Origin of the sequence: Sphingomonas chungangi (genome assembly GCF_013778325.1) — a bacterium.
Taxonomy (GTDB): domain Bacteria; phylum Pseudomonadota; class Alphaproteobacteria; order Sphingomonadales; family Sphingomonadaceae; genus Solisphingomonas; species Solisphingomonas chungangi.
This window is the reverse complement of record NZ_JACEIB010000006.1, coordinates 116,411-141,133: the sequence shown is the minus strand read 5'-3', so window position 1 is coordinate 141,133 and position 24,723 is coordinate 116,411. Positions and strand designations below refer to the sequence as shown.

Annotated in this window: 24 protein-coding genes; 7 read left to right on the top strand and 17 right to left on the bottom strand. The window is 68.7% G+C overall.

The features are described from left to right. Window positions 1-68 precede the first annotated feature (68 nt). The 4 genes from HZF05_RS21845 to HZF05_RS08870 all read left to right on the top strand — a co-directional run bounded on the left by HZF05_RS21845 (window position 69) and on the right by HZF05_RS08870 (window position 3,179). Window positions 69-554, top strand: a complete 486-nt coding sequence (locus HZF05_RS21845) for a PDZ domain-containing protein (protein WP_160365723.1) — start codon at window positions 69-71, stop codon at window positions 552-554. Next, window positions 529-1,215: a winged helix-turn-helix domain-containing protein gene (locus tag HZF05_RS08880; protein WP_160365722.1), complete on the top strand. Its 687-nt coding sequence runs from the start codon at window positions 529-531 to the stop codon at window positions 1,213-1,215. Before HZF05_RS21845 ends, HZF05_RS08880 begins: the two co-directional genes overlap by 26 nt. Before the next feature lie 9 nt (window positions 1,216-1,224). Further along, window positions 1,225-2,592 (top strand): sensor histidine kinase, encoded by a 1,368-nt coding sequence (locus HZF05_RS08875; RefSeq protein WP_160365721.1) that lies wholly within the window; start codon window positions 1,225-1,227, stop codon window positions 2,590-2,592. Between the two features lie 191 nt (window positions 2,593-2,783). Further along, complete coding sequence (locus HZF05_RS08870) at window positions 2,784-3,179, top strand: hypothetical protein (protein ID WP_220129776.1); 396 nt, start codon at window positions 2,784-2,786, stop codon at window positions 3,177-3,179. Between the two features lie 321 nt (window positions 3,180-3,500). On the opposite strand, the gene HZF05_RS08865 is transcribed toward HZF05_RS08870, so the two are convergent. The 17 genes from HZF05_RS08865 to HZF05_RS08785 all read right to left on the bottom strand — a co-directional run bounded on the left by HZF05_RS08865 (window position 3,501) and on the right by HZF05_RS08785 (window position 21,727). Beyond that, on the bottom strand, window positions 3,501-6,839 hold the full coding sequence (locus HZF05_RS08865; RefSeq protein ID WP_160365719.1) for a trifunctional glycoside hydrolase family 18/polysaccharide deacetylase/glycosyltransferase family 2 protein: 3,339 nt from the start codon (window positions 6,837-6,839) through the stop codon (window positions 3,501-3,503). Window positions 6,840-7,021: 182 nt separating this feature from the next. Then, entirely contained in the window at window positions 7,022-7,501 is a 480-nt protein-coding gene (locus tag HZF05_RS08860; protein ID WP_160365718.1) for an SH3 domain-containing protein, read from the bottom strand. An 83-nt stretch (window positions 7,502-7,584) separates the two neighbouring features. Next, a complete protein-coding gene (locus tag HZF05_RS08855) occupies window positions 7,585-8,280 on the bottom strand; it encodes a glutamine amidotransferase (RefSeq protein WP_160365717.1) in 696 nt (231 codons plus the stop codon). Next, entirely contained in the window at window positions 8,281-9,684 is a 1,404-nt protein-coding gene (locus HZF05_RS08850) for an NAD(P)H-dependent flavin oxidoreductase (protein WP_160365716.1), read from the bottom strand. Between the two features lie 62 nt (window positions 9,685-9,746). Further along, complete coding sequence (locus HZF05_RS08845; protein ID WP_160365715.1) at window positions 9,747-10,892, bottom strand: glycosyltransferase; 1,146 nt, start codon at window positions 10,890-10,892, stop codon at window positions 9,747-9,749. Window positions 10,893-10,954: 62 nt separating this feature from the next. Beyond that, on the bottom strand, window positions 10,955-11,575 hold the full coding sequence (locus HZF05_RS08840; RefSeq protein ID WP_160365714.1) for a hypothetical protein: 621 nt from the start codon (window positions 11,573-11,575) through the stop codon (window positions 10,955-10,957). After that, the gene (locus tag HZF05_RS08835) at window positions 11,572-12,012 is read right to left on the bottom strand and encodes a hypothetical protein (RefSeq protein WP_160365713.1); all 441 of its coding nucleotides are present in this window, start codon (window positions 12,010-12,012) and stop codon (window positions 11,572-11,574) included. The genes HZF05_RS08840 and HZF05_RS08835 overlap by 4 nt, the downstream gene beginning before the upstream one ends. Continuing rightward, window positions 12,009-13,331, bottom strand: a complete 1,323-nt coding sequence (locus HZF05_RS08830) for a FliI/YscN family ATPase (RefSeq protein WP_160365712.1) — start codon at window positions 13,329-13,331, stop codon at window positions 12,009-12,011. The genes HZF05_RS08835 and HZF05_RS08830 overlap by 4 nt, the downstream gene beginning before the upstream one ends. Beyond that, complete coding sequence (locus HZF05_RS08825) at window positions 13,321-13,932, bottom strand: FliH/SctL family protein (RefSeq protein ID WP_160365711.1); 612 nt, start codon at window positions 13,930-13,932, stop codon at window positions 13,321-13,323. Before HZF05_RS08825 ends, HZF05_RS08830 begins: the two co-directional genes overlap by 11 nt. Beyond that, complete coding sequence (locus HZF05_RS08820; protein ID WP_160365710.1) at window positions 13,929-14,435, bottom strand: hypothetical protein; 507 nt, start codon at window positions 14,433-14,435, stop codon at window positions 13,929-13,931. The genes HZF05_RS08825 and HZF05_RS08820 overlap by 4 nt, the downstream gene beginning before the upstream one ends. Beyond that, window positions 14,432-15,184, bottom strand: coding sequence for a type III secretion system inner membrane ring lipoprotein SctJ (gene sctJ, locus HZF05_RS08815; RefSeq protein WP_160365709.1), 753 nt, complete (start codon window positions 15,182-15,184; stop codon window positions 14,432-14,434). The genes HZF05_RS08820 and sctJ overlap by 4 nt, the downstream gene beginning before the upstream one ends. Before the next feature lie 36 nt (window positions 15,185-15,220). Continuing rightward, window positions 15,221-15,616 carry a hypothetical protein gene (locus HZF05_RS08810; protein ID WP_160365708.1) on the bottom strand — a complete coding sequence of 132 codons (396 nt, stop codon included), beginning with the start codon at window positions 15,614-15,616 and terminating at the stop codon, window positions 15,221-15,223. Window positions 15,617-15,618: 2 nt separating this feature from the next. Next, on the bottom strand, window positions 15,619-15,939 hold the full coding sequence (locus HZF05_RS08805; RefSeq protein ID WP_246331833.1) for a hypothetical protein: 321 nt from the start codon (window positions 15,937-15,939) through the stop codon (window positions 15,619-15,621). 29 nt (window positions 15,940-15,968) lie between these two features. Further along, complete coding sequence (locus tag HZF05_RS08800) at window positions 15,969-17,096, bottom strand: SctD/MshK family protein (RefSeq protein ID WP_160365707.1); 1,128 nt, start codon at window positions 17,094-17,096, stop codon at window positions 15,969-15,971. After that, entirely contained in the window at window positions 17,093-19,027 is a 1,935-nt protein-coding gene (gene sctC / locus HZF05_RS08795) for a type III secretion system outer membrane ring subunit SctC (RefSeq protein ID WP_160365706.1), read from the bottom strand. Before sctC ends, HZF05_RS08800 begins: the two co-directional genes overlap by 4 nt. Window positions 19,028-19,037: 10 nt before the next feature. Further along, window positions 19,038-21,029: a flagellar biosynthesis protein FlhA gene (locus tag HZF05_RS08790; RefSeq protein WP_160365705.1), complete on the bottom strand. Its 1,992-nt coding sequence runs from the start codon at window positions 21,027-21,029 to the stop codon at window positions 19,038-19,040. Next, window positions 21,029-21,727, bottom strand: a complete 699-nt coding sequence (locus HZF05_RS08785) for a lytic transglycosylase domain-containing protein (RefSeq protein WP_160365704.1) — start codon at window positions 21,725-21,727, stop codon at window positions 21,029-21,031. The genes HZF05_RS08790 and HZF05_RS08785 overlap by 1 nt, the downstream gene beginning before the upstream one ends. A 480-nt stretch (window positions 21,728-22,207) precedes the next feature. On the opposite strand from HZF05_RS08785, the gene HZF05_RS08780 reads away from it, so the two are divergent. The 3 genes from HZF05_RS08780 to HZF05_RS08770 are packed head-to-tail and all read left to right on the top strand — an operon-like array spanning window position 22,208 to window position 24,722. Then, complete coding sequence (locus HZF05_RS08780; protein WP_246331831.1) at window positions 22,208-23,380, top strand: EscU/YscU/HrcU family type III secretion system export apparatus switch protein; 1,173 nt, start codon at window positions 22,208-22,210, stop codon at window positions 23,378-23,380. Beyond that, window positions 23,380-23,697, top strand: a complete 318-nt coding sequence (locus HZF05_RS08775; protein ID WP_246331829.1) for a FliO/MopB family protein — start codon at window positions 23,380-23,382, stop codon at window positions 23,695-23,697. The genes HZF05_RS08780 and HZF05_RS08775 overlap by 1 nt, the downstream gene beginning before the upstream one ends. Continuing rightward, window positions 23,694-24,722, top strand: a complete 1,029-nt coding sequence (locus HZF05_RS08770) for a FliM/FliN family flagellar motor switch protein (protein ID WP_160365703.1) — start codon at window positions 23,694-23,696, stop codon at window positions 24,720-24,722. Before HZF05_RS08775 ends, HZF05_RS08770 begins: the two co-directional genes overlap by 4 nt. Window position 24,723 lies beyond the last annotated feature (1 nt).

The following is a 24,723-nucleotide window of genomic DNA, read 5'->3' as shown; positions in this document are numbered from 1 at the left end:
GGTCCAGTCAACCAAGCCACCCTTGGCCTGCATGAACAAAAGGTCATGTCATCCCCATGGCGGGGCAAGTGGTCGCCCCCGAAAAGACCGGCATGGCAGCGTATCGTCACGCCATGGGGCTGCGCGGGGGAAACAGGCTTGCGATCGGCATCGCCGCCGTCGTGGCCACCCTGTTGCTCATCCTCATGATGGCAGAGCGCGGCACGTTCCGCAGGGTCGACGGATCGGCCATCGCCACCTCCACTCTCCCCGGCGTGACCCTCGATAATGACGGCGGGGACCAGATGCCGGTCGTCACCAGCGTCCGCTCGAACGGCGAAGCGGAACGCGCCGGCATCCGCGCCGGCGACGAGATCGAGGCGGTGGACGGTCGTCGCGTCCGCGACATCGCCGCATTGCGCTCCGCCGTGGTCTCGGATGCCGACGGCAAGCTGGACCTTCATATCCGGCGCGGGGATGCGCTATGGTCGGTCGCTCTCGACCGCGACGAGCCCGCGGCCGGCAACGTGATGGCGATGGGAACCATGAATGGCCCAGAAAATACTGCTGATTGAGGACGACCGGCAAACCGCGACCTACATCGTGAAAGGATTGAGCGAAGAGGGCATGACGGTCGATCATGCCGACAACGGGCGTGACGGCCTCTTCCACGCCACCGACGGCGGCTACGATGCGATCATCCTGGACCGCATGCTGCCGGGCATGGACGGCATGGCGGTGCTCGGCGCGATCCGGGCGGGCGGTATCCACACGCCGGTGCTGATGCTCTCCGCACTGGGCGCGGTGGACGACCGGGTCGCGGGGCTGACCGCAGGCTCCGACGATTATCTCACCAAGCCTTTCGCCTTCGCCGAGCTGCTGGCGCGGCTGAGGCTGATGCTCCGCCGCGGCGGGGCCGGCGCGCAGGCGGTGACGCGGCTCGGCTGCGGCGATCTCGACATGGACCTGCTCAGCCGCAAGGTGAAGCGCGGCGCCCGCGCCATCGATCTCCAGCCGCGCGAATTCCGCCTGCTCGAATATCTCCTGCGTCACAAGGAACAGGTCGTCACCCGCACCATGCTGCTGGAAGGCGTGTGGGACTATCATTTCGATCCCGGCACCAACGTGATCGACGTCCATGTCAGCCGCCTGCGCCGCAAGATCGACGATGGCGAGGCGGTGCCGCTGATCCACACGGTGCGCGGCGCGGGCTACCGGCTGGGCCTGGACGGATAGCAGGCGCCCATGCGCGTCCCGGCCTTCCTGAGATCGTCCACCACGCGGTTCTTCGTGCTGGTGTTCGTGCTCCAGCTCATCTCCGGCACGTCGCTGCTGCTGTTCGTGCGCCACATCATCGGCGACGAGCTGGAGCGCACCTCGCGCACGCTGGTGAGCGAGCTGCACGACGATCTCGTCGCCGACTACAAGCAGGAGGGGCTGCCCGGCCTGCGCAGCCTGATCGCCGAGCGGCTGGGCGGGGCGCGGGCGCGCGACGCGGCGGTGCTGCTCGACGATCCCAACGGCAACCAGCTCGCCGGCAACATCGCCGACTGGCCGCCGACCATCCCGTTCGATTCGGGCTGGCAGGTCGTCACCCTCTATCGCATGGGCCGCGACAAGCCCGAGCCGATGGGCATCATCGCCTCCAAGCTGCCCGACGGCACCCACCTGCTCGTCGGCCACGTCATCGAGGGCGATCTGCGCGTCCGCCACCTGACCGGCGAGGCGATGGCGGCGGCCTTGTTGCTGGCGGTGCCGCTGGCGCTGCTCGGCGCGATCGTGGCGACGCGGGTGATCACCGGCCGGGTCGAGCGCATCGCCGAATCGGCGCGGCGCTTCGGCATGGGCGACCTCGCGCTGCGCGTGCCGCACGAGCCCGAGATGAAGGACGCCTTCAGCGACCTCGCCGCCGCGATCAACCTGATGTTCGGGCGGATCGAGGCGCTTGTCGGCGAATTGCGGGTGGTGACGGACAGCCTCGCGCACGATCTCCGCTCCCCCCTCACGCGGCTGAGCGCCACCGTCGAGCGCGCGATGCGCGACACCGACGACGAGGCCGCGCTGGCGGCGCTGGAACGCGTCGGCTTCGAGGCGGAAACGCTGCTGGCGATGCTCTCTACCGCGCTCCAGATCAGCCGCGCGGAGGCCGGCATCGGGCGCGACCGTTTCGTCGACACCGACATCGGCCAGATGATCGAGGATCTCGCCGAGGTCTATGGTCCGCTCGCCGAGGAACGCGGGTTCACGCTGACCGCGAAAGGGGGCGTCCGGGCAGTGGTGCATCGCGAACTCGTCGGTCAGGCGCTCGCCAACCTCGTCGACAATGCGATGAAATACGGCCGGCCGGACGGGACGATCCGGCTGTCGGTGGAGCGGACCGACGAAACGGTGACGCTGGCGGTGGATGATGACGGCCCCGGCATCCCCGAGGCCCGGCGCGCCGAGGCACTCCGCCGCTTCGGCCGGCTCGACCCGGCGCGCAGCGCGGGAGGCGCGGGGCTGGGCCTCGCGCTGGCGGCAGCGGTGGCGCGCCTCCACGGCGGCGCGATCACACTGGCCGACAACGCGCCGGGACTGTCGGTGCGGCTGGAACTGCCGGTGGCGGGGGATTAGAGCAGCCGCCGTCCTCGTGGGGTGCGCCGTGCCCATCCACCCGTCATCGCATCTGCTTCGCTCCGCTCGCAATGACGGGAGGCGGTGGATTTTAGAAAGGCCGGCTTCAGAGGTGAAGGGGCCGAAGCAGCCGTTGACGGCTGAGTCTGCTCCAACCAAAATACTCTGTGATGGTAAGGGCTAATGACGGTGTGGCGCAACGGCGCAGCCTCGTTTTACGAGTGATTTATGCGTTGTGCCTGCTCGGCGCGACCTACAACCATTGGGTCGAGATTTTTCAGCACGGTCTGTTCTGGGATCATGGCGGATTTCCGAGAGCCAGCACTACGTTCTGGACAACATTGGCCGTTCTTGATCCGACCGCCGCCATCCTCCTGTTTTGGAGGCCCAATGTTGGCGTCGCAGCGACTGCCGCAATTATCGTCGCCGACGTGGTCCACAATGTGTGGATCGAGGCGAATTACTTCCCACCGCTACTTCACGGGCTCGCGGGAGCGCCGCAGGTCATCGCGCAGATTGCCTTCATGGTCTTCGTATTGATAACCGCGCCCTTAGCTTGGGCCACAAGTAGACAGGTCGTCGGGTAAGGCCCGGTGGCGGGTTTCGGGAACGCCTTGTCCTCGGCCGAACGGCAATCGATGGGGCGTTAGCCGCCATTGCCGTCGCGCCTGCGCAGGCAGGGGCCTATCTCCTCACCGTTCGGCCAACACGACAGCTCGGGTGATGGACTCCTGCCTGCGCAGGGCCGGCGGGCATAAAGGCGATAAAGCCTCTTCCAAAGTAGGATTTCGTCGGTCACGATCGGGATGCCCGATCGTCCGCTTCTCCTTCTCACCGTCGATCACGTACCGTGTAGGAATGTCTTCTTTTCCGCCTCGCGCCTGTCAACTTCGTCAACTTCGCGGACGCTACTCCGCCGCCGCTTCCACCCGGCCCGTCCGCTGGAGCTTGCCCCAGCCCACCCACGGCCCGGATAGCGCCGCCGAGACCGCGCGCAGCACCACCGAATACATCAGCTGCCGGTAAACGAAGCGCTGCGCGAGCAGCAGGAAGGCCGGGAAGCGCTGGCGGCGGGGCTCCAGCCGGTAGGCGATCCAGCCGCACAGCAGATCGATGAAGGTGAAGGCCACCCAGTAGATCGCCATGCGGATCACATCGGTGTGGGTCTGCGCCCAGCCATGCTGGCGGACGCGGATGATGGTGCCGACGATGCTGATCACCAGCGCAAGGTCGATGATCGGCGAGATCACCGCGAAGCCGATCTGGAACAGCCAGGCCTGCGGGATGCCGACCAGCGCCAGGCCCGCCGGCTTGCGCTCGCGCAGGATCGCGCCGTGCTTCCACAGGCATTGCAGCGTGCCGAACGCCCAGCGGAAGCGCTGCTTGGAGAGCGCGCGGAAGGTCTCCGGCGCCTCGGTCCACGCCACCGCCTCGACATCGTAGGCGACGTCCCAGCCGGCGCGCTGGATGGCGATGGTGAGATCCTGGTCCTCGGCCAGCGTATCGACCGGATAACCGCCCACCGCATCCAGCGCCGCGCGCCGCCATGCGCCGACCGCGCCGGGCACCACCGTGATCGCGTCGAAGCGGGTGAGCGCGCGCCGCTCGAGATTCTGCGCGGTCACATATTCGACGCTCTGCCAGCGGGTGACGAGATTGACCCGGTTGCCGACCTTGGCGTTGCCCGCCACCGCACCGGTCCGCTCGTCGGCGAACCAGCGGGAGAGCTTGGCGATCGTGCCCTTCTCGAACTGGGTGTCGGCATCGAGCGCGACGATCACCTCGGCGTCCGATAGCTCGAGCCCGCGGTTGAGCGCCGCCGCCTTGCCGCCATTCTCCAGCGTCAGTAGCCGCACGCGCGGCTCGTCGGCGAAGGCGGCGCGGACGATGTCGGACGTGCCGTCGGTCGATCCGTCGTCGATGACGATCACCTCGACCGTCACCTCCTCGCTCGCCAGCACGCGGCGGATCGATCCCTCGATCACCGTCGCCTCGTTGAAGGCGGGGATCAGCACCGAGACGAAGCGTGTCGGGTCGATCGCGGGCGGCGGCTCCTTGCGGTCCTCGCGGGCCGACAGCGTCGCCAGCGTCGCCATCAGCAGCGCGCGAACGATGCCCAGCGTGATCGCCACGAAGAACAGCCACTTGAGCAAAGCGAGCAGCCCGCCGATGAACAGGAACATGCCGACATCGGCGCGCACCGCCAGCAGGTCCTGCCCGGAAATCTGCGGCATCACCTGATCGCGGCTGAGCCCGATCAGCTGGGAGACGGTGACGAACTTGTAGCCGTGCGCCTTCAGCGTCTCGATCACCTGCGGCAGCGCCTCCATTGTCTGCTGCCGGTCGCCGCCGGCATCGTGCATCAGGACGATGTTGCCGGAGAATTTGTCGTTGCTCGCCGCCACGCCCTTGAAGGTGTTGCGCAGGATCGTGGGCACGCCCGGCTCCTGCCAGTCCTCCGAATCGACGTGGAGACCGACATTGACGTAGCCGTCCTCCTGCGCGCGCAGCGCCGGCACGAGTTCGTCATCCGTGGTCGGCTCGGCGTCGCCGAAATAGGGCAGGCGCAGCAGCCGCGTGCCGCGCCCGGTATAGGCCTCGATCAGGCGCTGGGTGGCGTTGAGCTCGATATTGGTGCCGCGCTTCTGGAGCAGCGCCATGTTGGGGTGCGTATAGCTGTGGTTGCCGATCTCGTGGCCTTCCGCGATCTCGCGGTTGAGCAGCATGGGATGGCCGACGGCGTTCTCGCCGATCACGAAGAAGGTGGCGTTCACCCCCTCGCGCTTGAGGATATCGAGGATGCGGGGCGTCCAGTAGCCGTCCGGCCCGTCGTCGAAGGTCAGCGCCACGTAGCCCGGCTTGTACCCCGTCTTGGTGACGACATAGGGGGTCGGCAGCGCGTGATATTGTTCGTCGCGGATCAGGCCGCGATGATCGGCCTGGATGCTGCGCGTGCCGGTGGTCGGCGTGTCGGTGATGCGCAGCACCTCGCCATTGCCCTCGACGTCGACGTCGCCGACCGAGCGCAGCGTCGAGAGATCGGGCGGAAACTTGCTGCCCTGAAAGGCCTTGAGCGCATCCCAGATGCCGGGATCCTCATAACCCAGCCGCCACAGAGCGACGGCGGAGACGCCCACCGCGTCGGCCGCCTTGAGCTGGTTCCAGCCGCTCGCCGCATCGAGCATCCAGACGGTGCGCGGATTGCCGCTGTCGTCGGTATAGTCGAAGGTCGAGTTGCCGCTGGCCGGATCGAAGCGGATCTGCGCGTCGCTGTCGTGCGCGGTCAGCCACGCCTCTTCCACCGAGCTGTTGTCGGCCGCACCGCTCTTCGGCCAGTCATAGGCATAGTTGCCGATCGCGATGATCGTCTTGGCGGGGCCGATCTTGGCGACCGCATTGCGCATCTGCTGGACGAACCAGGCTTGGCTGGCGATCGGGCCGGGCGCGCTCGAATTCTCGTGTTCGTCATAGTCCATGATGAACAGGCGATCGGCGAAATGCGCGTAGGCCTTGAGGTTCCAGTCGTCGTCGCCGACCGGCACCGTCATCGTCACCAGCATGTTGCGCGGGCCGAAGCGATGCCTGGCCTCGGCGATCAGGCGCAGATAGTCGCCCTGCGAAGTGGCGGGCACCTCCTCGAAATCGAACACCATGCCGTCGGCATGCTTGGCGGTCAGCGTCGCGTCGAGCTGATCGAGGAACGTCTTGCGCGCCTTGGGATCGTGCAGCAACGCGGCGGTGCCCGCGCTGTCCCACACGCCATTCTGGGCGTTCTGGATCATCGGCAGGATCTTGGGCCGGCTGGAGCCCATGCGCAGCACCGCGTCGAGCACGCGATCCTTCGTGACGACGTAATCGTGCTTCGGGCCGGTGACGAAGATCAGATCGGGGACCAGCCAGTCGATTTGGGAAATGTGGCGGACCAGCGAGGCCTTGGAGGCATCGTCCCACGGCACGTAGAAGCCGATCACCTGCTGGTGGACGGCCTCCGCCGCCTTGGTGGTGCCGGGCAGCCAGCCGCCGATCGCACGCTTCAGCACGCGGCCGACATGCGCGATCTGAGCCGGGATCGGGCGCGGCTGCGGATGCTCGATGCCGATATCGAGCGCGTTGGGTGTCGGCACGTCGACGATCGTGAAGGCGAATACGCACGCGGCCACGAACAGCGCGAGGATCAGCGCGAAGAGGGTGCGAATCGACCAGCGCTTGCGCCTGCCGCTGGGATCGTAAAATACCGGCGCCTTCATGGGATCCCGACTAGCAAGTTTCGTTGGATACGAAAACGGCGCTCGACCGGGAGTGGGTAGTCGAGCGCCGTTCCGTCATGCATCGGCGTGACAGGGTCCAGGCCCGCCGACGCCCTCATTTCTAGTCACCGTTCGCCCACGAAGCCGTTGCGACCGGATGAACCTTCCGTAATGAAGCGCGGTCAATCGAGGTTTTCGCCCTCGTCGACACCCCACAGCTTGGTTTCTTCGACGAAGCCGCCCCGGCCCTGAACGTCCAACCTGCACCAGCCGTCGGCGCAATGCGACACCTTGCCGATTACGCCCGGCTCGGCGCGCCAGACCACCTTCGCGCCGTCGTTGGGCGCATCGCGCAGATCCGCGGTGCCGTCCTTGATCATGCCGGTGCGCTGATCCCCGATCAGATTGCCGATCATCCAGCCGGTCGTGCCGTCGGGATCGCGGACCTTGCGCCAGCCGGGATAGGTCTCGATCACCTGCACCGGCAGGCCCTGCCGTTGATAGAACCAGTTGACCGGATAGTTGCGCCCCGGCCCGGAGCGCATCCGCGCCTGCCCGGCGGACAGCGAGGCCCAGTAGGGCGTCTTCTTCTGCGGGCTGGAGGATGCTCCGGCCGATCCGGCGAGGAGCATTGCCACCAGCGCCGCCGTGATCACCCGCATGTCCGTATCCCTCTTCTTGGCTGCCCCCAGCCGCCTTGCTGTAGGCCGGGGATGCGGGGCCGGGCAAGACCTTGCGATCGCCGTCAGGGAAGGTTCGCGATCCAATCCCGCAGCATAGTCTGCCCGGCGCGCGCCGCCGCCTCGCCCAACACCGCGCGATCGGTTCGGATCGCGACCTCGGTGGTTTCGGCTCCGATGACGTAATCGGCATCCTCGGCGAGCCAGATGTCGATGCCGTCGTCGGGCGCGCCCATCTCGGGATGGCATTGCAGCGCCAGCACCGTGTCGCCGAGCGCGAAGGCCTGCGGGAAGTGCGCTGTCTCCGCCAGCAGGGTCGCGCCTTCGGGTACGGTGAAGCCATCGCCATGCCAGTGCAGGATCGGCACGCCCGTCAGCGCGGCGAGCGGCGAGGCTTTGCCCGCCCCCGTCAGCGTGACCGGCGCGAAGCCGACTTCACGGATCGGGCCGGGCTTCACCTCGGCACCGAGCGCCGCCGCGATCAGCTGCGCGCCGAGGCAGACGCCGAGCGTCGGCCCGCCCGCCGCGATCCGCATCGCGATGCGCGCCAGTTCGCCGTCGATCCACGGATTGGCCGCGCGCTCGTAAACGCCCATAGACCCGCCGAGCAGTATCAGAAGGTCCGGCTCGAGGAAGTCGATCGCCGCGAAGTCCGGATCGGTGACGAAGAGGTACTCGATATCATAGCCACGTTCGGCAAGCGGGCCGGCGAACGCCGCTAGCCCCTCGTGCGCGACATGGTGGACGACGAGTGCGCGCACTCAGTCGCCGGTCAGGATGCGATCGACGAGCTGCTTCACCGTCGGCACGAAGCCGTTGGAATAGAAGGGATCCTGCTTGAAGCGATAGGCGGCGTGGCCCGCGAACATCAGGTTCTGCTCGGTATCGCCGCCATGCGCGATCTCCTGCAGCGTCTTCTGGATGCAGAAGCTGCGCGGATCGGCGAGGCGCCCGGTCGAGTTGGTCTCGTTGTCCGCCCAGGACGAGAAACCGCACTGGCTGAGGCAGCCCATGCAATCGGCCTGATCCTTGCGGATGACCTTCATCTCCTCGGGCGTCACGAAGACGAGCGTGTTGTCCGGCGTCTTGAGCGCGCTGGTATAGCCCAGGCCATACCATTCGCGGGCGCGCAACAGGTCGCCGCGCGTGACCCAGAAGCTCTTGCCCTTCACGCCGACGTCGAGCTGGAACTGATGATCGCCCGCCGCCTCGCCCGAAAAGGCGATCTGGCGGTCGGAGCGCGCCTCAAGGTTGCGCAGGAAGGGATTGCGCACGGCCGACGAATAGAAACCGGTCGGCGAGAAGCGGTGGAGCAGCACGTCGCCCTCGTCGAGCGTCATGAGGCGCTGTTTCCAGCCGTCCGGGATCGGGCTTTCCTGCGTCAGCAGCGGACGCGTGCCGAACTGGAAGGCGATCTTGCCGAGCTCGGGATTGTCGATCCAGTTTTCCCATTCGCGCAGGAACCAGACGTTGCCGGCCATGATGATCGGCGTCGAATCCGGGATGCCGCCCTCGCGCATCGTCTCGCGCAGCGCCTTGACTCGGGGATAGGGATCCTCGGGCTTCAGCGGATCCTCGGCGTTGGACAGGCCGTTATGGCCGCCCGCCTTCCACGGATCCTCGTAGACCACCGCCGACAGCCAGTCCGCCGCCTTGTGATAGGCGCGCTTCCACAAGGCGCGGAAGGCGCGGCCGGAGCTCACGATCGGCAAATAGGAGACCTGATGCTCGGCCGCGATCTCGGAGAGCTTGTAAGGCATGCCGGCGCCGCAGGTGACGCCCGAGACGAGACCCCTGGTCTTTTCCAGCACCCCCTGCAGCACGCGCTGCGCGCCGCCCATCTCCCACAGCACGTTGATGTTGATCGCGCCCTTGCCGGACGCCATCTCGTAAGCGCGCTTCACCTGCTCGACGGCGCCGTCGATCGCGTACTGGATCAGCTCCTCGTGGCGTTCGCGGCGAGTGAGCGCCTTGTATATCTGCGGGATGATCTTGCCTTCGGGATCATAGCTGTCGGCATTGACGGCGGACACCGTGCCGATGCCGCCCGCCGCCGCCCAGGCGCCCGAGGACATGTGGTTCGTCGCCGAGACACCCTTGCCGCCTTCGACCAGCGGCCACACTTCGCGGCCGCCATAGAGGATCGGCTGCAGACCTTTGAACAAACTTTTTCTCCATCGAGGAGCGTAGGACCCGCGCGCGTCTTAGCAGGATGCTTCGGACAGCGCTAATCCTGCTTGATGAACGCGCGAGGCCGCCCGATCGCCTCACCGTAGAGCGTCGCATAGGCCGCGATCATCGTCTTTTCGTCATAGCGCTGGAGCGCAACGGCACGGTTGGCGGAGCCCAGGCGGTGCCGAATGTCGCGGTTGGCGATCAGGCGCCCCAACGCCTCGGCCAAGCCCGCCTCGTCCTCGACCGGCAGCACGTAGCGACGGTTCTCGGCCGAGACCATCGAGCGGATATCGCCGACGTCGGTGGAAACCACCGGCAGGCCCGCCGCCATCGCCTCGATCAGCGAGATCGGGAACTGCTCGCTGTCCGACGACAGCGCGAAGATGTCGAAATGCCCCACGTAGCGCGCCGGATCGGCGAGGAAGCCGGGCATCAGCAGCCGATCGGTCACGCCCTCCGCCTGCGCGACCGACAGGATCGCGTCGCGCTCCGGCCCCTCGCCGACGATCACCAGCCGCCCGGCCGCGCCCGATCGGGCGAAGACGCGGACGAGGCGCGGCAGGTTCTTGACCGCGCGCAACCCCGCCATCGTGCCGACCACGATGTCGCCGGGCGCACGGCGGAAGCCGGGTATGGCATCGGGCTCGGGCAGGCCGAAGCGCTCCAGCGGGATGCCGTTGGCGATGCGCCGCACGCGCGCCGCCGGCTGGCGCCACACCGTCCGCGCGATCCCCTCCAGCCGCTCGGACGGGACGACCAGCCGGTGCGCGGCGCCCAGCATCGCGCGGCGGAACCACACCCGCGCCGGTTTCTGGCGGACCAGTTCGTCGGCGTTGAAGCCGTCCTCGTGGTGGATCAGCGGCGGCAGCTGCATCGCCCCGGCATAGAGGCGCCGCGCCGCGACGCCGTCCATGGCGCCCCAATTGTAGCTGAGCACCAGGTCGAAACCCGCCATGTAGCGCGCGAAATGCCAGTAGCGGCGCGGGCCGGGCCTGCCGATCAGCGACGGCGCCGCATCGCCCGGAAACTCGGCGACGACGCCCGGATCGATCGCCTCGCGCGCGCCCAGCGCATCGGGCACCGCGCTCAGCACGACATGGTGCGCGCGGTCGCCGAACGCATTCATCAACCGCACCGCGCGCGCTTCCTTGCCGCCCAGCGAGAAGGTGGAATGGAGATGGAGGATACGGACCGGCATAACGTGGCCGCCCGATAGCACGACAATGGTGAATGGCCGGTGGATAGGCCGGCGAAATGGGATCAGGCAGGCGCGAATTCCGCCGCGAGCGTGCCGGTGGCGATCCCCGACTGGCCGAGCCGGCGCGCCAGATCGGAAAGATCCTCCGGCCCGCCGCGGTCCATCTGGAGCGCGATGTCGAGCGTGCCGGCAGCGTTCATCACCATGCGCGCACCGGTCGCGGGCCAGGCGTTGGGGCCGAACTTCACGCGCACCTCGCGCTCGTTCTTCTGCTTCGCCTGTGCCCAGAGCTGGCCGAGCAATTGCGCGAAGCCGCTGGCGTCGACCGTCGGCGAGGGCGCGTTGGGGACGATCATCGGCGCGTCGGCCAGCGCCTGCCCGAAGGCCCAGCCCTGCGCGTCGCCCTGATCCTGATCGCGATCGTCGCGGAGAACGGTCTGGCGCTGGTCGAGGCCGTCGACGGCGGCCTCGGCTTTCTCGCCTGCCTCGCCGGGCATGGCCTTCCCCTCGCCCTTCGTCGGCACCGCAAGGCGGCCCTGCGGCTGCTCCCCTTTCCGCGCAAGCGTGAAGGCATCCTTCATCGCGTGCATGTCCTGATCGCTCGGCTGGCCGCGCCCGGCATGTCGGGGCGTCGAGCGGGACACGGAGACGGGCCGCGGACTGGCGGCAGCGGATATGCTCATGATACCCTCCTCGCATCGAGCGCATCGAGCTCGACCTTCTCTTCCTGCCGGCGCGTGGCGCGGCGCTCGATGCCAGCGACATGCTCGACCAGCGCGTCGCGCCGGGCCTGGGCGCGGATCAGAGCGGCGCGGCGCTCGGCCTCCGCCGCCTCGCGCTGGCGCTGCTCCTCGGCGGCGTCGTTCACCGCGCTGTGCGCCACCGCGTAATCGAAGCGGCGCCGGTCGAGCAACGCCAGCAGTGTCGGCGCATGTTCTAGATCGGTGGCGAGCCGGTCGCGCGTGTCGATCATCGCGCTACGCCTGCGATCGGCCTGCTCCTCGGCGGCGCATTTCGCGCGCTCCGCCGCTTTCGTTTCCTCCCGCGCGATGACGAGCGCCTGCGACGCGCCGGTCAGCCGTGCTTCGCGCAGGCGGACGATCTGGCGCGCACCGCTCATGCACCCGCCCCCTGCAGCAGCATCAGCGAGGTGGCGAAGGGCTCGGGCGTGCCGGCATCCTGCCGCAGCAGCGCGTCGATCTCGGGCCGCGCGGCGATCGCCTTGTCGGCCAGCGGATCGGAACCGGGCTTGTATTCGCCGACCTGCACGAGAAATTCGATCTCGGCATATTTGGCCATCAGCGCACGCACCCGCTGCGCGGCGGCGCGGTGATCGGCGGCGGCGAGGCGCGGGAAGACGCGGCTCAGCGAACCGAGCACGTCGATCGCCGGATAATGGCCCGCCGCACCGAGTTTGCGTGAGAGGACGATATGGCCGTCGAGAATCGAGCGGACTTCCTCGCCCACCGGATCGCCGCCCTCCTCGTCCTCCAGCAGCACGGTGTAGATGCCGGTGATCGAGCCCTTCGCATCGGTGCCGGCGCGTTCGAACAGGCGGGGCAATTCGGCGAAGACCGAAGGCGGGAAACCTCGCCGCACCGCCGGCTCGCCCGCCGCCAGCCCGATCTCGCGCAGCGCGCGGGCGAAGCGGGTGACCGAATCCATCAGCAACAGGACGCGCTTGCCCTCCTCGCGAAACCCTTCGGCGATGGCGGTGGCATGGTGGGCGGCGCGCACCCGCTCCATCGCCGGGCGATCGGATGTCGCGCAGACGATCACCGAACGGGCGAGGCCTTCGGCACCGAGATTGTCCTCGATGAACTCGCGCACCTCACGCCCACGCTCGCCGATCAGCGCGATGACGATCACGTCGGCGACACAGAAGCGCGCGAGCATCCCGAGCAGGGTCGACTTGCCGCCGCCCGCCGCCGCGAACACGCCCATGCGCTGCCCGGCGCCGACCGTCAGCAGGGTATCGATCGCGCGCACGCCGGTCTCCATCGGCGTGTCGATCAGCGCACGCTCCATCGGCTGCGGCGCGGGCGCGTGGAGCGGGCGGCGGGGCAGCGTATCCGCGATCGGGCCGAGGCCGTCGATCGGCAGGCCGCGCCCGTCCAGAACGCGGCCGAGCAGCGCCGGGCCGTAGGGGATGCGGTCCTCGCCCGGCCGCACGATCACCTCGGCATCGACCGAGAGGCCTCGCACGTCGGCGAGCGGGGTCAGGATCGCGGCCTGCCCGGCGATGCCGATCACCTCGGCGGGGATCGATTGGCCGGTCGCCGGCTCCACGATCTCGCAGGCCTGCCCGATCCGCGCGTCGATGCCGGTCACCTTGAGCGTGGTGCCGATCGCCTCGACCAGCCGCCCGCGCCGCTCTACCGTGGTGGCATGGCGCAGCCCCTCGAGGAGCTTCTCGACGGTGGTCGCCTCACCGCTCACGCGCCGCCTCCGCCCAGCTGCGCTCGATCTGGCTGAGCTGGGTTTCCAGACCCGCGTGCGTGCGGCCGAGCGCGGTCTCCACCACGCAATCGGTGGGCGCCAGCGTGTCGTCCTCCTCGACGATCAGGTTGGCGTGATCGGCGAGCCGTTGCGAGGTTTCGGCCAGCGCGGCAGGCGGCACCCGCACCGTGGCGGCGGTATCGGGCGAAAGCTGCGCGGCGGCGCGCTCGGCGAGCCGCGCGACCATCGGCTCGTCGCCGATCGCACCGGCGATCCGGCGGACCACTTCGAGCGCGAGCCCGGCGATCTCCTCCTGCCGCTGACGCTGCTGCTCGCCTGCCTTGATGGCGAGGCGGAACATTTCGGTGCGCATCTCGGATTCGCCCGAGGCGCGACCGTCGGCAAGGCCCTGCGCGTGGCCCTTCTGGTAGCCCGCCTCGATCGCCTCGGTGGCGCGATCCTCGGCTTCGGCGCGGATGCGGCCGGCCTCGGCGAGCAAGGCGGTGGCATCCTTGAGCGCGGCGATGTCGGTCGCGGGCACCACCGGATCGTCGACCAGAGCGGTCGCGACGCTGTCGGCGTGGAGCAGCACGAAGCTCATGCCGCCCCCTTCATCGCCAGCGCCACGCAGGTGGAGGCCGTGTCGACCGGCACCGGCGTCTCGTCGGCCGCCGCCCATGCCAGAAGCGGGCGGAGTGGATCGGACAGCGTCGTGCGAAGCAGGGCATAACCCCGCCCCGCCAGTTCGCTGCCGTCCACCGGATCGAGTTCCGGCGCCTTGCCGGCCAGCCCGATCGCCCAGTCCACCGCCTCCTCGCCGGCGGCATGGGCATGCTCGCCCAGCCACGCGCCGTCGATCGAGTGCGCCAGCGTATCGGCGATCGAGGCGAGCGCGGCGCGCTGCGCGACCCGCTCCTGCGCCGCCAACGGCAGGCGTGCCCAGGCCGGTACCTTGGGCAGATCGCGCAGACCCAGCACCTCCTCCTCGCGCCCCTCCAGGCGGCGCATCAGTGCGGCGGCGCGGCGTTCGCCGGGGCCGCCGTCGCGCGCGACAAGGTCGCAGCCGATCGCGGCGAGCGCGGCACGGCGGGCGGCGGCGCTCATACCCGCCGCTCCGGCTGGACGAGGACGGCGCGGCGCTGGTGCCAGCGGCGGATCGCCGGATAGCCGATCCACAGCCCGAGCAGCAGCAGGATCGGCACGATCGCCGCCCCCAGGCTCGCGGTAATCGTCCCGCCCGGCGAACCCGGCGCGGCAATCGGCACGTCCTGCGCCGGGAAGGTTTCGACCGAGACGTTGTCGATCTTCAGCCCCTCGACCGAATTGACCACCAGCGCCTTGATCTTGCCGACCTGCGAATCGATGTTCGTGCCCGGCCGATACTTGATGAAGACGGCGGCCGAGGCCGGGGTCTGCTGATCGGCATCGGCCAGCGGCCGATCCTGCGGCAGGGCCAGCTGCACGCGCGCCTGCACTACGCCGTCGATGTCCGAGATCGTGTGGGTCAGCTCCTGGCTGAGCCCGTAGATCAGCCGCGCCCGCTCCTCGGTCGGCGAGGAGACGAAACCCTCCTTCTTGAACACGGTGCCGAGCGAGGCGAAATCCTCGCGCGGATAGCCTTGCGCGTTCAACACCTGCACGGCGTGCGCGAAATCGCCCTTGGACGTCATCAGCGCGAAGCCCGCCTCGCCCTCGTCCTCCTTGGTGGCGGAGATTCCGGCGGTCTGCAGCACCGCGATCATCTCGTTGACCTGCGATTCGGTGAGCTTGCCGTACAGTTCCGAGCGCCCGCATCCGGCAAGCACGAGGAAGAGCGCGATGCCCGCGATCTTCGCCTGTTTGCGCCAATCCATTCGATCCTCCTCCGGCGGCATCTGCCGCCTCCCGGCTCAGCTCTGCTGGCGGAACAGCTGCTGGATGCCGTCCGACGTGCGGTTGGCGATGCTGGACGTCAGCTGGCAGTGGAACATGAATTCGTGGCAGCGCATGGTGAGCTGCACCACCTCGCCCGGCGTAAGCTCCGTGCCCTTCGCCTGCGCGGCCTTGGCCGTCGCGGCGACGTTCTTCGCCTCGCCGTTGACCTGCTCCAGCTGGCCGAACACCGCCTTCATCGCCGGCGCCAGCGCATCGGCGCCGGCCGGGCCGACGATCGACTGCGCGGCGGTGAGCGAACCCTGGAAGCTCGCCTGATCGGCGATCGAGGCGGACGGCCCCGCCTGGATCGTATCGACCGGCGGCGGGGTGGCGGCGCCCTGGGACGCCGCCGCAATGGCTTCGACCGACATGGTCAATCCTTCCGCGCCATCGTCTCGAGCGCCTTGCCGACGCTGTCGACCGAGCTCGATTCGCTCTGCGACATGAAGCCCATGCGCAAGGATTCGGCGGTGAGCTTGCTGATGTCGGAGGGGTTGTCGTTGCCGTCCACGCCGATCGCATCGGACATTTGCGAGATGCGTCCCGCTTCCTGATCGAGCGTGTTGCCCCAGGCCTCGGACAGCGCCTCGAACCAGCTGCCGCTGTCGCCCCGGCGGGTGCCGGAACCGCTGGTGCTGGTGGAGGGGGCTGCAGCCATCATGCCGAGGCCGGTGGTGGTGGGAATGTTCGCCATGGTCCGTTCCTTCCTTGCGTTTCGGTTGGTCAGAAAGTGAGCCGCGTCTGGCGGCCGTTCTTTTCGAGCAGGACGGTGTTGCCCTGGATGGAGACGAGCTTGTGTCCGCTCGGCATCATGGCGCCCGGGAAGTAATGGGCGCCGTCGGCGGTGGCGATGTACGCAGGGTCGCCGGCCACCACGGTCGACACCTTCTTGGTCGCATCCTGCACGCTGTTCAGCGGCGCGTCGTCGGCGGGGGCGAGATCGTCGCGGATCGCCACCTGGCTGACGGCGGGGACATCGGCCTTCACCGCATCCAGCAGCTTGGTGCGGTCGTCTCCTGTCAGCGGCGTGGTGCGCAACTCGACGGAGGTGCGGCCGATCGGCGTCGCCACCGCATCGTGTCCATGGATACGCGCGACGTCGGCGCTGGCCTGCGCCAGTTCCTGGCTAGTCTGCACCTGCACCGTGCCGGGCACGTAGGCGGTCCGCAGCACGTCCTGCGCGCGTACCCGATCGGCCTCGGTCGCCACCACGCCGGTGACGAGGACACCCTGCTGGGTCGCGTCCGGCACCGCCGCCAGCCCCGGAAGTCCGGCGCGATCGAGCGCGGTCTCGGCGCGGTCGGCATCGTTGCCGCGCAGGCCGAGGAGCGTCACGGCCGGGCCGGCGGCCGTGGCGCCCACCAGCAGGAGCCCGGCGACCGAGAGCGCGAAAGCGCGCTTGCCGGTGAAGAGTTCGGCGAAACGCTCGCCGGCCGTGGCGACCATCGCACCGGCCGTATCCAGTATCGTGGGCGGCGGCGGGGGCACGGCCGGCACGCTGGCGGCAAGCCCGCCCGCCTCCTGCCAGCGCGCGCTCGCCGGATCGCCCCAAGCCAGCGCCACGCCGCCGATGGAAAAGGGAACGTAGGGCGGCAGCAGAGCGGTCTGTCCGGCGCCGAGCGTCGATCCCAGCAATCTCGCCTCGCCGCTCAGCACGACGAGCTGCGCCGCGCCCGTCTCATCGAAGCTGACGTCGAGCGCGATGCCGCGCGTGGCCGGATCGCGGATCACCACGTCCTGCCAGAACTGGTATCCGATCGAGAGCGTGCCGGCGGGCGGCAGCGCCTTCTCCGTGCCCGCGAGCCGGCCGTTGAGAACGCGCAGCACATGGGGCTGAGGTGCATCCGTCACTTGAGCTTCTCCGAGAAGGCCGGGGCCATCGGCGTCGCCGGCACGGTGGTTCGCGAAATCTGGGTGGCAGGAGTGGTACCGCCGGCGCCGATCGTCGCCAGACGCGGGGTGATCAGGAACAGGCGCTCGGTATGGCCGCGCTCGCGCGATTTCACCTTGAACAGGTTGCCGAGCAGCGGAATGTCGCCGAGCAGCGGGATCTTGTATTCGTTGTCGAGATCCTGATCGATCGTCATGCCGCCCAGCAGCAGGCTCTCGCCGTCGGTGACGATCGCCTGGGTGGAGACGCTCGCCTTGTCGACCAGCGGGATATTCTGGACCTGCGAGCTGGGGCTGATGCTGCCGTCCTCGATGTTGACGATCATGCGGATGCGGGTCTGGTCGTGATCGCGGAAGACGTGCGGGTTGACGCGCAGCACCGTGCCCGCCGTCACGTTGAACAGGTCGACCTCGTCGCGGCCGGCGACCTTGACGTAGAAGGTGCGGGTGCGATCGAAGACGGCCTCCACGTTGGCGAGCGTCATCACCTGCGGACGGCTGACGATGTGCGCGGCGCCTTTGTTCTCCAGCGCGGTGATGCGGCTGATAAATTCGCGGTGGCTGCCGATGATCGTGCCGAGCGAAAGACCCTGCCCGGAAGGCGCGATATTGAAGGCGTTGTCGGCGCGATCGCCCTCGATGTGGGAGAGTTGCCCGTCCGAGGTGGCGTTGCCCGGATTGGCCGCGTCGCTGCCGCCGCCGAACAGCGCGTTCACGCCGCCCGAATTGAAGCGCCAGTTGATGCCGAGTTGGCGCAGCTTGTCGGTGTTGATGTCGATGATCGTCGCCTCGACCTCGACGATCTGCGGCTCGACATCGAGCGCGCGGATCAGCGAGTCGTAGGCGGCCATGCGCTCGGGCACGTCGCGCACGATGATCGCGTTGAGATAGGGTTCGGGCTCGATGCGGACGATGTCCTGCGTCAGCGGCGCGACGAGGCCGTTGTCGGTCATGCCAGGCAGATTGCCGAACTGGTTGCCCGCGGTGACGGCACCGGGATAGGCGGCGCCCGGCGTCAGCCCCGGCACCGGCAGGCCGAGCACCGGCGTCTGCGCCTGGTTGGGCGCCAGCGCATCGAGGCCGAGGCCCTTGAGGCGCGGCTGGCTCTGGCGCAACGGCACCGATCCGAAGGTCGGCGTCTTGGCACCGGCCGGGCGGCGATCGAGCACGAGATCCTGCAGCGTGGTGGCGAGGCCGGGGATGCTCACCTCGCGCCCGCCGGCATCGACCTGCGTGTCCTCGGCGCGGGCGTAGCGCAGGTAGAAGACGCGGAATTCGAGCGGCGGAAGGCCGCCGGCGGAGGGCGAGCCCAGCACGTTGCCCACCGCGCCTGCGGTCGGCAGATTGGGGCCGGTGCCCATGTGGGCGAGCGCCGTCACCTGATCGACGAAGCGCGGCGTACCGCTGGCGACGAGATTGCCGTCGCTCGACGCCTTCACGAAGTTGCGGGCGTTGCCGAGATGCTGGGCGGCGACGCGCTGCACCACCTTCTGCGCCACCGCCGGCCCGGCCGGGATGGTCTGCACCGTGAGGTCGCTCGCCGGATAGACGTAGAAGGCGGCACCGTCGTCGTATCCGACGAGGTTGAAGGCCTTGGCGATGTCCGCGAAGGTCTTGTCGACGCCGCCGGTGAAGGTGCCGTTGACCGTGCCGATCAGGCCGGGCGCGGGCACCACCGGGCGGCCGACGCGGCCGAACAGGTCGCGCAGGAAATCGCCCACCGGCTGGTCCCGCGCGACGATCGCCGAGCCGCTGGTGTCGACATTCGCGGGCGCCACGGAGGGCACCGGAGGCATCACGGGCGTCGCCACCGCATTCTGGGCGAGCGCCGGGGCGGCGCCGGCCAGCAGCAGAGCGACAACAGAAACGCGAAGGATGTTATGTTCTTGCACGCACGTCTCCTTATTCGGCGGCGATCGCGGTGGGGGCGGGCTCGTCCTGCGGCAGCATCGCCGCCGGCAGGCCGATCTGGCCGAGCACGTCCAGCCGGACGGTCGGCGAGAGTTCGTTGAAGGACAGCACCGGCATGTCGAACAAAGCCGGCTCGATCAGCTTGCGTACCGCGCGCCGCGCCTCGAAGCTGGTGACGAGCACGGTGGCGCCGGTCGCCGCGATGGTCTGGTCGATCGTCTCGACCAGTTCGCGAGCCACTTCGGGCTGGAGCGCGAGGCGCTCGACGCCATCGATCAGGCGGGTCGCGTCCTTCACCATCTGCTCGAGCTCGGGCGTGATCACCAGCGCCCTGATCAGCCCGTCGGCCGCGACCGCATCGAGCAGGTAGCGCTTGAGCGCGATGCGCGTGCGGTCGGCGACGCGCGACGGCTCGCGATCCTGCGCGGCAGCGTCGGTGATGCCCTCCAGCACGTCGCGCATGTTGCGCAGCGGCACCTCCTCTTCCGCCAGCCGGCGCAACACCTCGGCGATGCGCGCGGCGGGGACGGCGCGGACCGCCTCCTTGACCACTTCAGGATAGTCCTCGCCGATCCGGTTGAGCAAAGTCACGGCCTCCTGCACGCCGAGAAAGGTCGCGAGGTTGCGGCGGAGCAGCGCTTCGATCGCCGCCGTCAGCGTCTCGGGATCGAGCACGTCGCCCGTGCCGACCGGGGATTCGAACGTCAGCAGCCTCCAGCCCGGCACGCCCTTGGGCGCGGCGAAGTGGATCGCCAGCTTGGGCAGCGGCACGCCGGAGCGATACTGGAGCGCATCCATCATCTGCGTCAGCCGCTCGGCCAGTTCGCCGGCGCCCGGCTGGGGCAGCGGCGGGCCGGAAATCTCCAGCAGCAGCGGCACCACCGGCGCGGGCGCCTTCGGCGCGGCCAGAAGCGTCGTCGGCGCCGGCTCCTCGCGCTTGGCGATCAGATTGCGCATCGGCCCGCCATATTTGACCACGTAGGGCTGCAGGCGCGGGTGCATCGCCGCACCGGCGAGCAGCGCGAGGAAGCCCAGCACCAGGAACACGCCGACCGGGAAGCCCGGCACGAGCGCCATCAGGAAGCAGATCGCGCCGACGAACAGCAGCACGCGCGGATTGGCGGAGAGTTGCTTCTGGATCGCCTGACCGAGATTGTCGCCATTCTCCTCGTCGGTGGTGCGCGTCACCATCAGGCCCGCCGCCATCGCGCCGAGCAGCGCCGGGATCTGCGCGACGAGGCCCTCGCCGATCGTCAGGATCGAATATTTCTGGGTGGCGTCGGAAAGATCGAGCCCCTGCTGCATCACACCGATGGCGAGGCCGCCGATCAGGTTGACGATCACGATCACGATCGAGGCGATGGCATCGCCCTTCACGAACTTCATCGCGCCGTCGAGCGAGCCGTGGAGCTTGCTCTCCAGCTCCAGCACGCGCCGCCGCCGCCGTGCCTCGTCCTTGTCGATGAGCCCCGAGCGCAAGTCGCTGTCGATCGAGAGCTGCTTGCCCGGCATCGAATCGAGGCTGAACCGCGCCGCCACCTCGGCGACGCGCTCGGCGCCCTTGGCGATGACGATGAACTGCACGACGGTGATGATCAGGAACACCACCAGGCCGACGACGATGTTGCCGCCCGCCACCACCTTGCCGAAGGTCTGGATGATGTGGCCGGCATGGCCGTACATCAGGATCAGCCGGGTCGTGGAGATCGACAAGGCCAGCCGAAACAGCGTCGACACCAGAAGAATCGACGGGAAGGCCGAGAAATCGAGCGGCCCGCGAATGTAGAGCGTGGTCAGCAGCAGCATCACGCCGAAGGTGATGTTCACGCCGACCAGCAGATCGATGATCAGCGTCGGCATCGGCAGGATCATCAGCGCGACGATCGCCACCACGCCCGCCACCAGCACCAGGTCCGCGACCCTGGCCGAGAAGGGAATATTCGGCCGCACCTCGGCCGATGCGAGATAGGCGCGGATGCTCATCAGGGGGCTCCGTAGCTGCCGGCGTAGCGGCCCATCACCTGCCCGACATAGCCCCGCGTCTCGCGGTAGGCGGGCACGCGCATCCCCGCCTTCATCACCGCGCCGGGTCCGGCATTGTAGGCGGCGACCACGAGCGCCACGTTGTTGCCGAGCCGCGCCTGCAGCGTCTTGAGGTAGGCGGCACCTGTGCTCAGCGCGAGCTCGGGATCGGCCAGCATGTCGCTGGGATTCGCGACGCCCAGGCTGCGCGCGGTCTGCGGCATCACCTGCATCAGCCCGAGCGCGCCCTTGTTCGAGACGGCCGACTGGCGCCCGCCGGACTCGGTCCGCACCATCGCGGCGAGCAACTTCGGATCGACGCCGTAGCGCTGCCCCACCTGCGTGATCAGGCCGTCGGTCGGCCCGGCATCGGGGCTGGCGCGCATCACCGCCTGCTCCGCACGGGCGAGCTGGCGACGGGTCGCGGGCATGGCGATCGACACGGGCGCGGGCGTATCCACTGGCGCGGCCTCAGCCGGCACCATCCGCGCGATCGGCGAGGTGCCGCACATCTCCATCGCCGCGCTGAACCGCGCATCGGCGATGCCCGTCCCGCAATCGATCGTTGGAGTTTCGGTCCGCGCCACGACAGGCGCAGCCGCAAAGATCAGGCCCAGGGCGAAGAGCCCCCCACACGGCCACAAACGCATCGCACGCATACGCCGCCTCCACCTTTTCCCCCGGCGGCATTGCCGGGATGAAGTTGAGGTCAGACTTGAATCGCGGGTCCTGCGAACCGGGCGGGCTTCGTCCGGCCCCTTAAGCCTAGACACGACTTTGGTCGCATAGAACCCCCGTATTTGAACGGGTCATCCCGGTTATGGCTCGGCCCATCATGAATTATCGACGCTTTATCGAACGTGGAAATGGTTCCACATATTCGAGAAACATTCGATAAACCGGGCCGATTCCGGGGTCCGGATGCACCCATCAAGATCGTTAATAATACAGATGGATGACAGTTCGCGGTCAACCGGCGGATTGACTGACTCGAAGCCGAAGAGAGATAAAAAGGGCGTTCGACTTGCAGTGGGTCCTGCGACCGGACACGATGATGGACAGCGAATACTATCCATCGTCACCGAATAGAGAGGGCTTCGCCTCGGCACTCCTGTGCGCGGGTTCCGCCAGGGAATCCGATGCTCATCCGTGCGTGGAGAGTGGCGTTGGCCGAGAAGAATGACGGCGGCGACAAGACCGAGCAACCCACGCCCAAAAGGCTGAGGGATGCACGGAAGAAAGGCGACGTCGCCAAATCCCGGGACGTGACCGCGACGGCCACCCTGCTGGTGTGGCTGCTGGTCGTCGTCTTCGGCGCCGGTTTCGCCGGCAGCCGGATCATGAGCCTGTTCGATGCGGGCTTCACGATGGTGGCGCGCAACCAGCCCTTCGCCATGTCCGCCGGCGCGCTCGGCTGGGACGCGGTGACGGTCGGGCTGCTGCTCACGGCGATCACGCTGATCCCTGCGGCGGCGACCGGAGTGCTCTCCGAATTTCTCCAGGCCGGCGGTGTCTTCACCACCGAGAAGCTGAAGCCCACGCTCGACAAGATGAACCCGGTCGAGGGCATCAAGCGGATGTTCTCGATGGACAATGTCATCGAGCTCCTCAAGACGCTGGCCAAGGCGCTGCTGATCGGCTTCGTCACCTGGCTGGTGTTGCGCGGCTCGCTCGCCGACATCCTCGAGAAGACCGGCCCCCTCCTCCAGCCCACCGCCGCGACCGACGGGCGCGCGGCCGCCGCCGCCGTGCTGGGCGAGACCGGCGGCCTGCTGCGATCGGTGCTGCTGTGGACGTTCGGCGTGTTCCTGCTGGTCGCCGTGCTGGACATGGCATGGCAGCGCCACAGCTACACCAAGAAGCTCCGCATGAGCCTACGCGACATACGCGACGAGGTGAAGGAGAATGAGGGCGATCCCTACATCAAGCAGAACCGCCGCCAGCTGCACGAGGAATGGGCGAGCCAGAATGCCGTCGGCGCGGCGCGCGGCGCATCGGTGCTGGTGGTCAACCCCACGCACATCGCGATCGCGATCGACTACGATCCGGAAGGCTGCCCCGTCCCCGCCGTCAGCGGCAAGGGCGAGGGGCCGCTGGCGCAGGCGATGCGCGAGGCGGCCGAGGAGGCCGGCGTACCCATCGTCCGCCACGTGCCCGTCGCCCGCGCGCTGTTCGAGCGCGCGGCGGTCGACGAGCTGATCCCCAAGGACATGTTCGAGGCGATCGCCCAGATCATCCTGTGGGCGGGCCGCGTGCGCGCCGGCGACGCCGCCAACCATGCCGATCTCGGCGAAGCGCAGGGGGCCGCCTGATGGATTCGACCATGGGCACCGCGCTTTCCGGGCTGTTCGGGACGATCATCGCGCTCGCCATCGTACTGGGGCTGGCGTGGCTCGTCCTCCGAGGGCTTCGCCAGTGGCAGGATCGCGGCTTCGGCCGCCCGGCCGATCTGCCGGATCATCCGATGCGCTTCGTCCGCGCGCTGCCGATCGGCCAGCGCGAGCGGCTGATGCTCGTCGAGGTGAAGGGGGAATTGATGCTGATCGGGGTTTCCCAGGGGTCGATCAGCCTGTTGCGTAACTGGGGCGAGACGGCAGCGCCGCCGCCCATCGGGGAGAGCGCGCCATGAGTGCCAGACCGACTTCCTTGCGATCCGGGCTGCCTTCGATCGAGCCCGATCGCGCCCGGCTGCAGACGATGCTGATCTCCGCGCTCAATCAGCGGAAGATCGAGGACATGCGGACGAGCGCCCGCCTCGCTCCGGCGCGGGATCGTGCTGCGGCGACGGGATGGATCCAGTTCGTCACCGATCGCGGCCCGGTCTCGATCGCGCCCTTGCTGGTCGACGGCGCGCTCGCCCGCACAACCACCGCGCAGGGCCAGCCCGACGGCGCGTCCGCCGCCGCGACGCTGGCGCGGATCGAGCCGCTGGTCGCGGCACTGGAGGCGGTGCTGGGCGCGGCACTCCATCCGGACGGGTTGGTGGTCGATCCCGGCGAGGAGCAATTGCTGATCCGCCTCGATGCCGACGGCGCGGACGGCGCGATGCGCCACCGCCTGATCGTCGCGGTGTCGCCATCGATGGACGCCGACCCGATCGCCACCCCGCAGATGCTCACCGGCGCGCTCGCCGGGCTGCGCCTGCGCTGGACGGCGCGGCTGGCGGCGCCCGCCATTCCCGCGCCGCGCCTCGCGAGGCTGGCGCGGGGCGACCTCATCCTGCTCGGCACCGGCCCGCATGTCGCGCGGCTGACCCTGCCGGGCCGCAACGACCGACCCGCCGGCCGCATCGACCTGAGCGCCGGCCACATCTTGCTCACCCAGGATCCGCACGAGAGGGACGACATCGTGACCGACCCGACCGCCGAGACGACCAATATCCATGCGAGTTTCGTCGAGGCGCCTTCCGGAGGGTCGCCCGACTGGAGCGGGGTGCGCGTGCCCGCCACGATCGAATTCGACGGCGGCGGTTTCACCGCGGCCGAGCTGGCGACGCTCGGCAAGGGCAGCGTCCTGCCTTTGCCCTCGGCGGGCGGCACGATCGCGGTGCGCGTGATCGCGGGCGAGAAGGTGGTGGCCGAGGGCGAACTGGTGACCGTGGGCGAAGGCTTCGGCGTGCTCGTCACCGCGACCCGCGGGCAGCAAGAGGACTGAG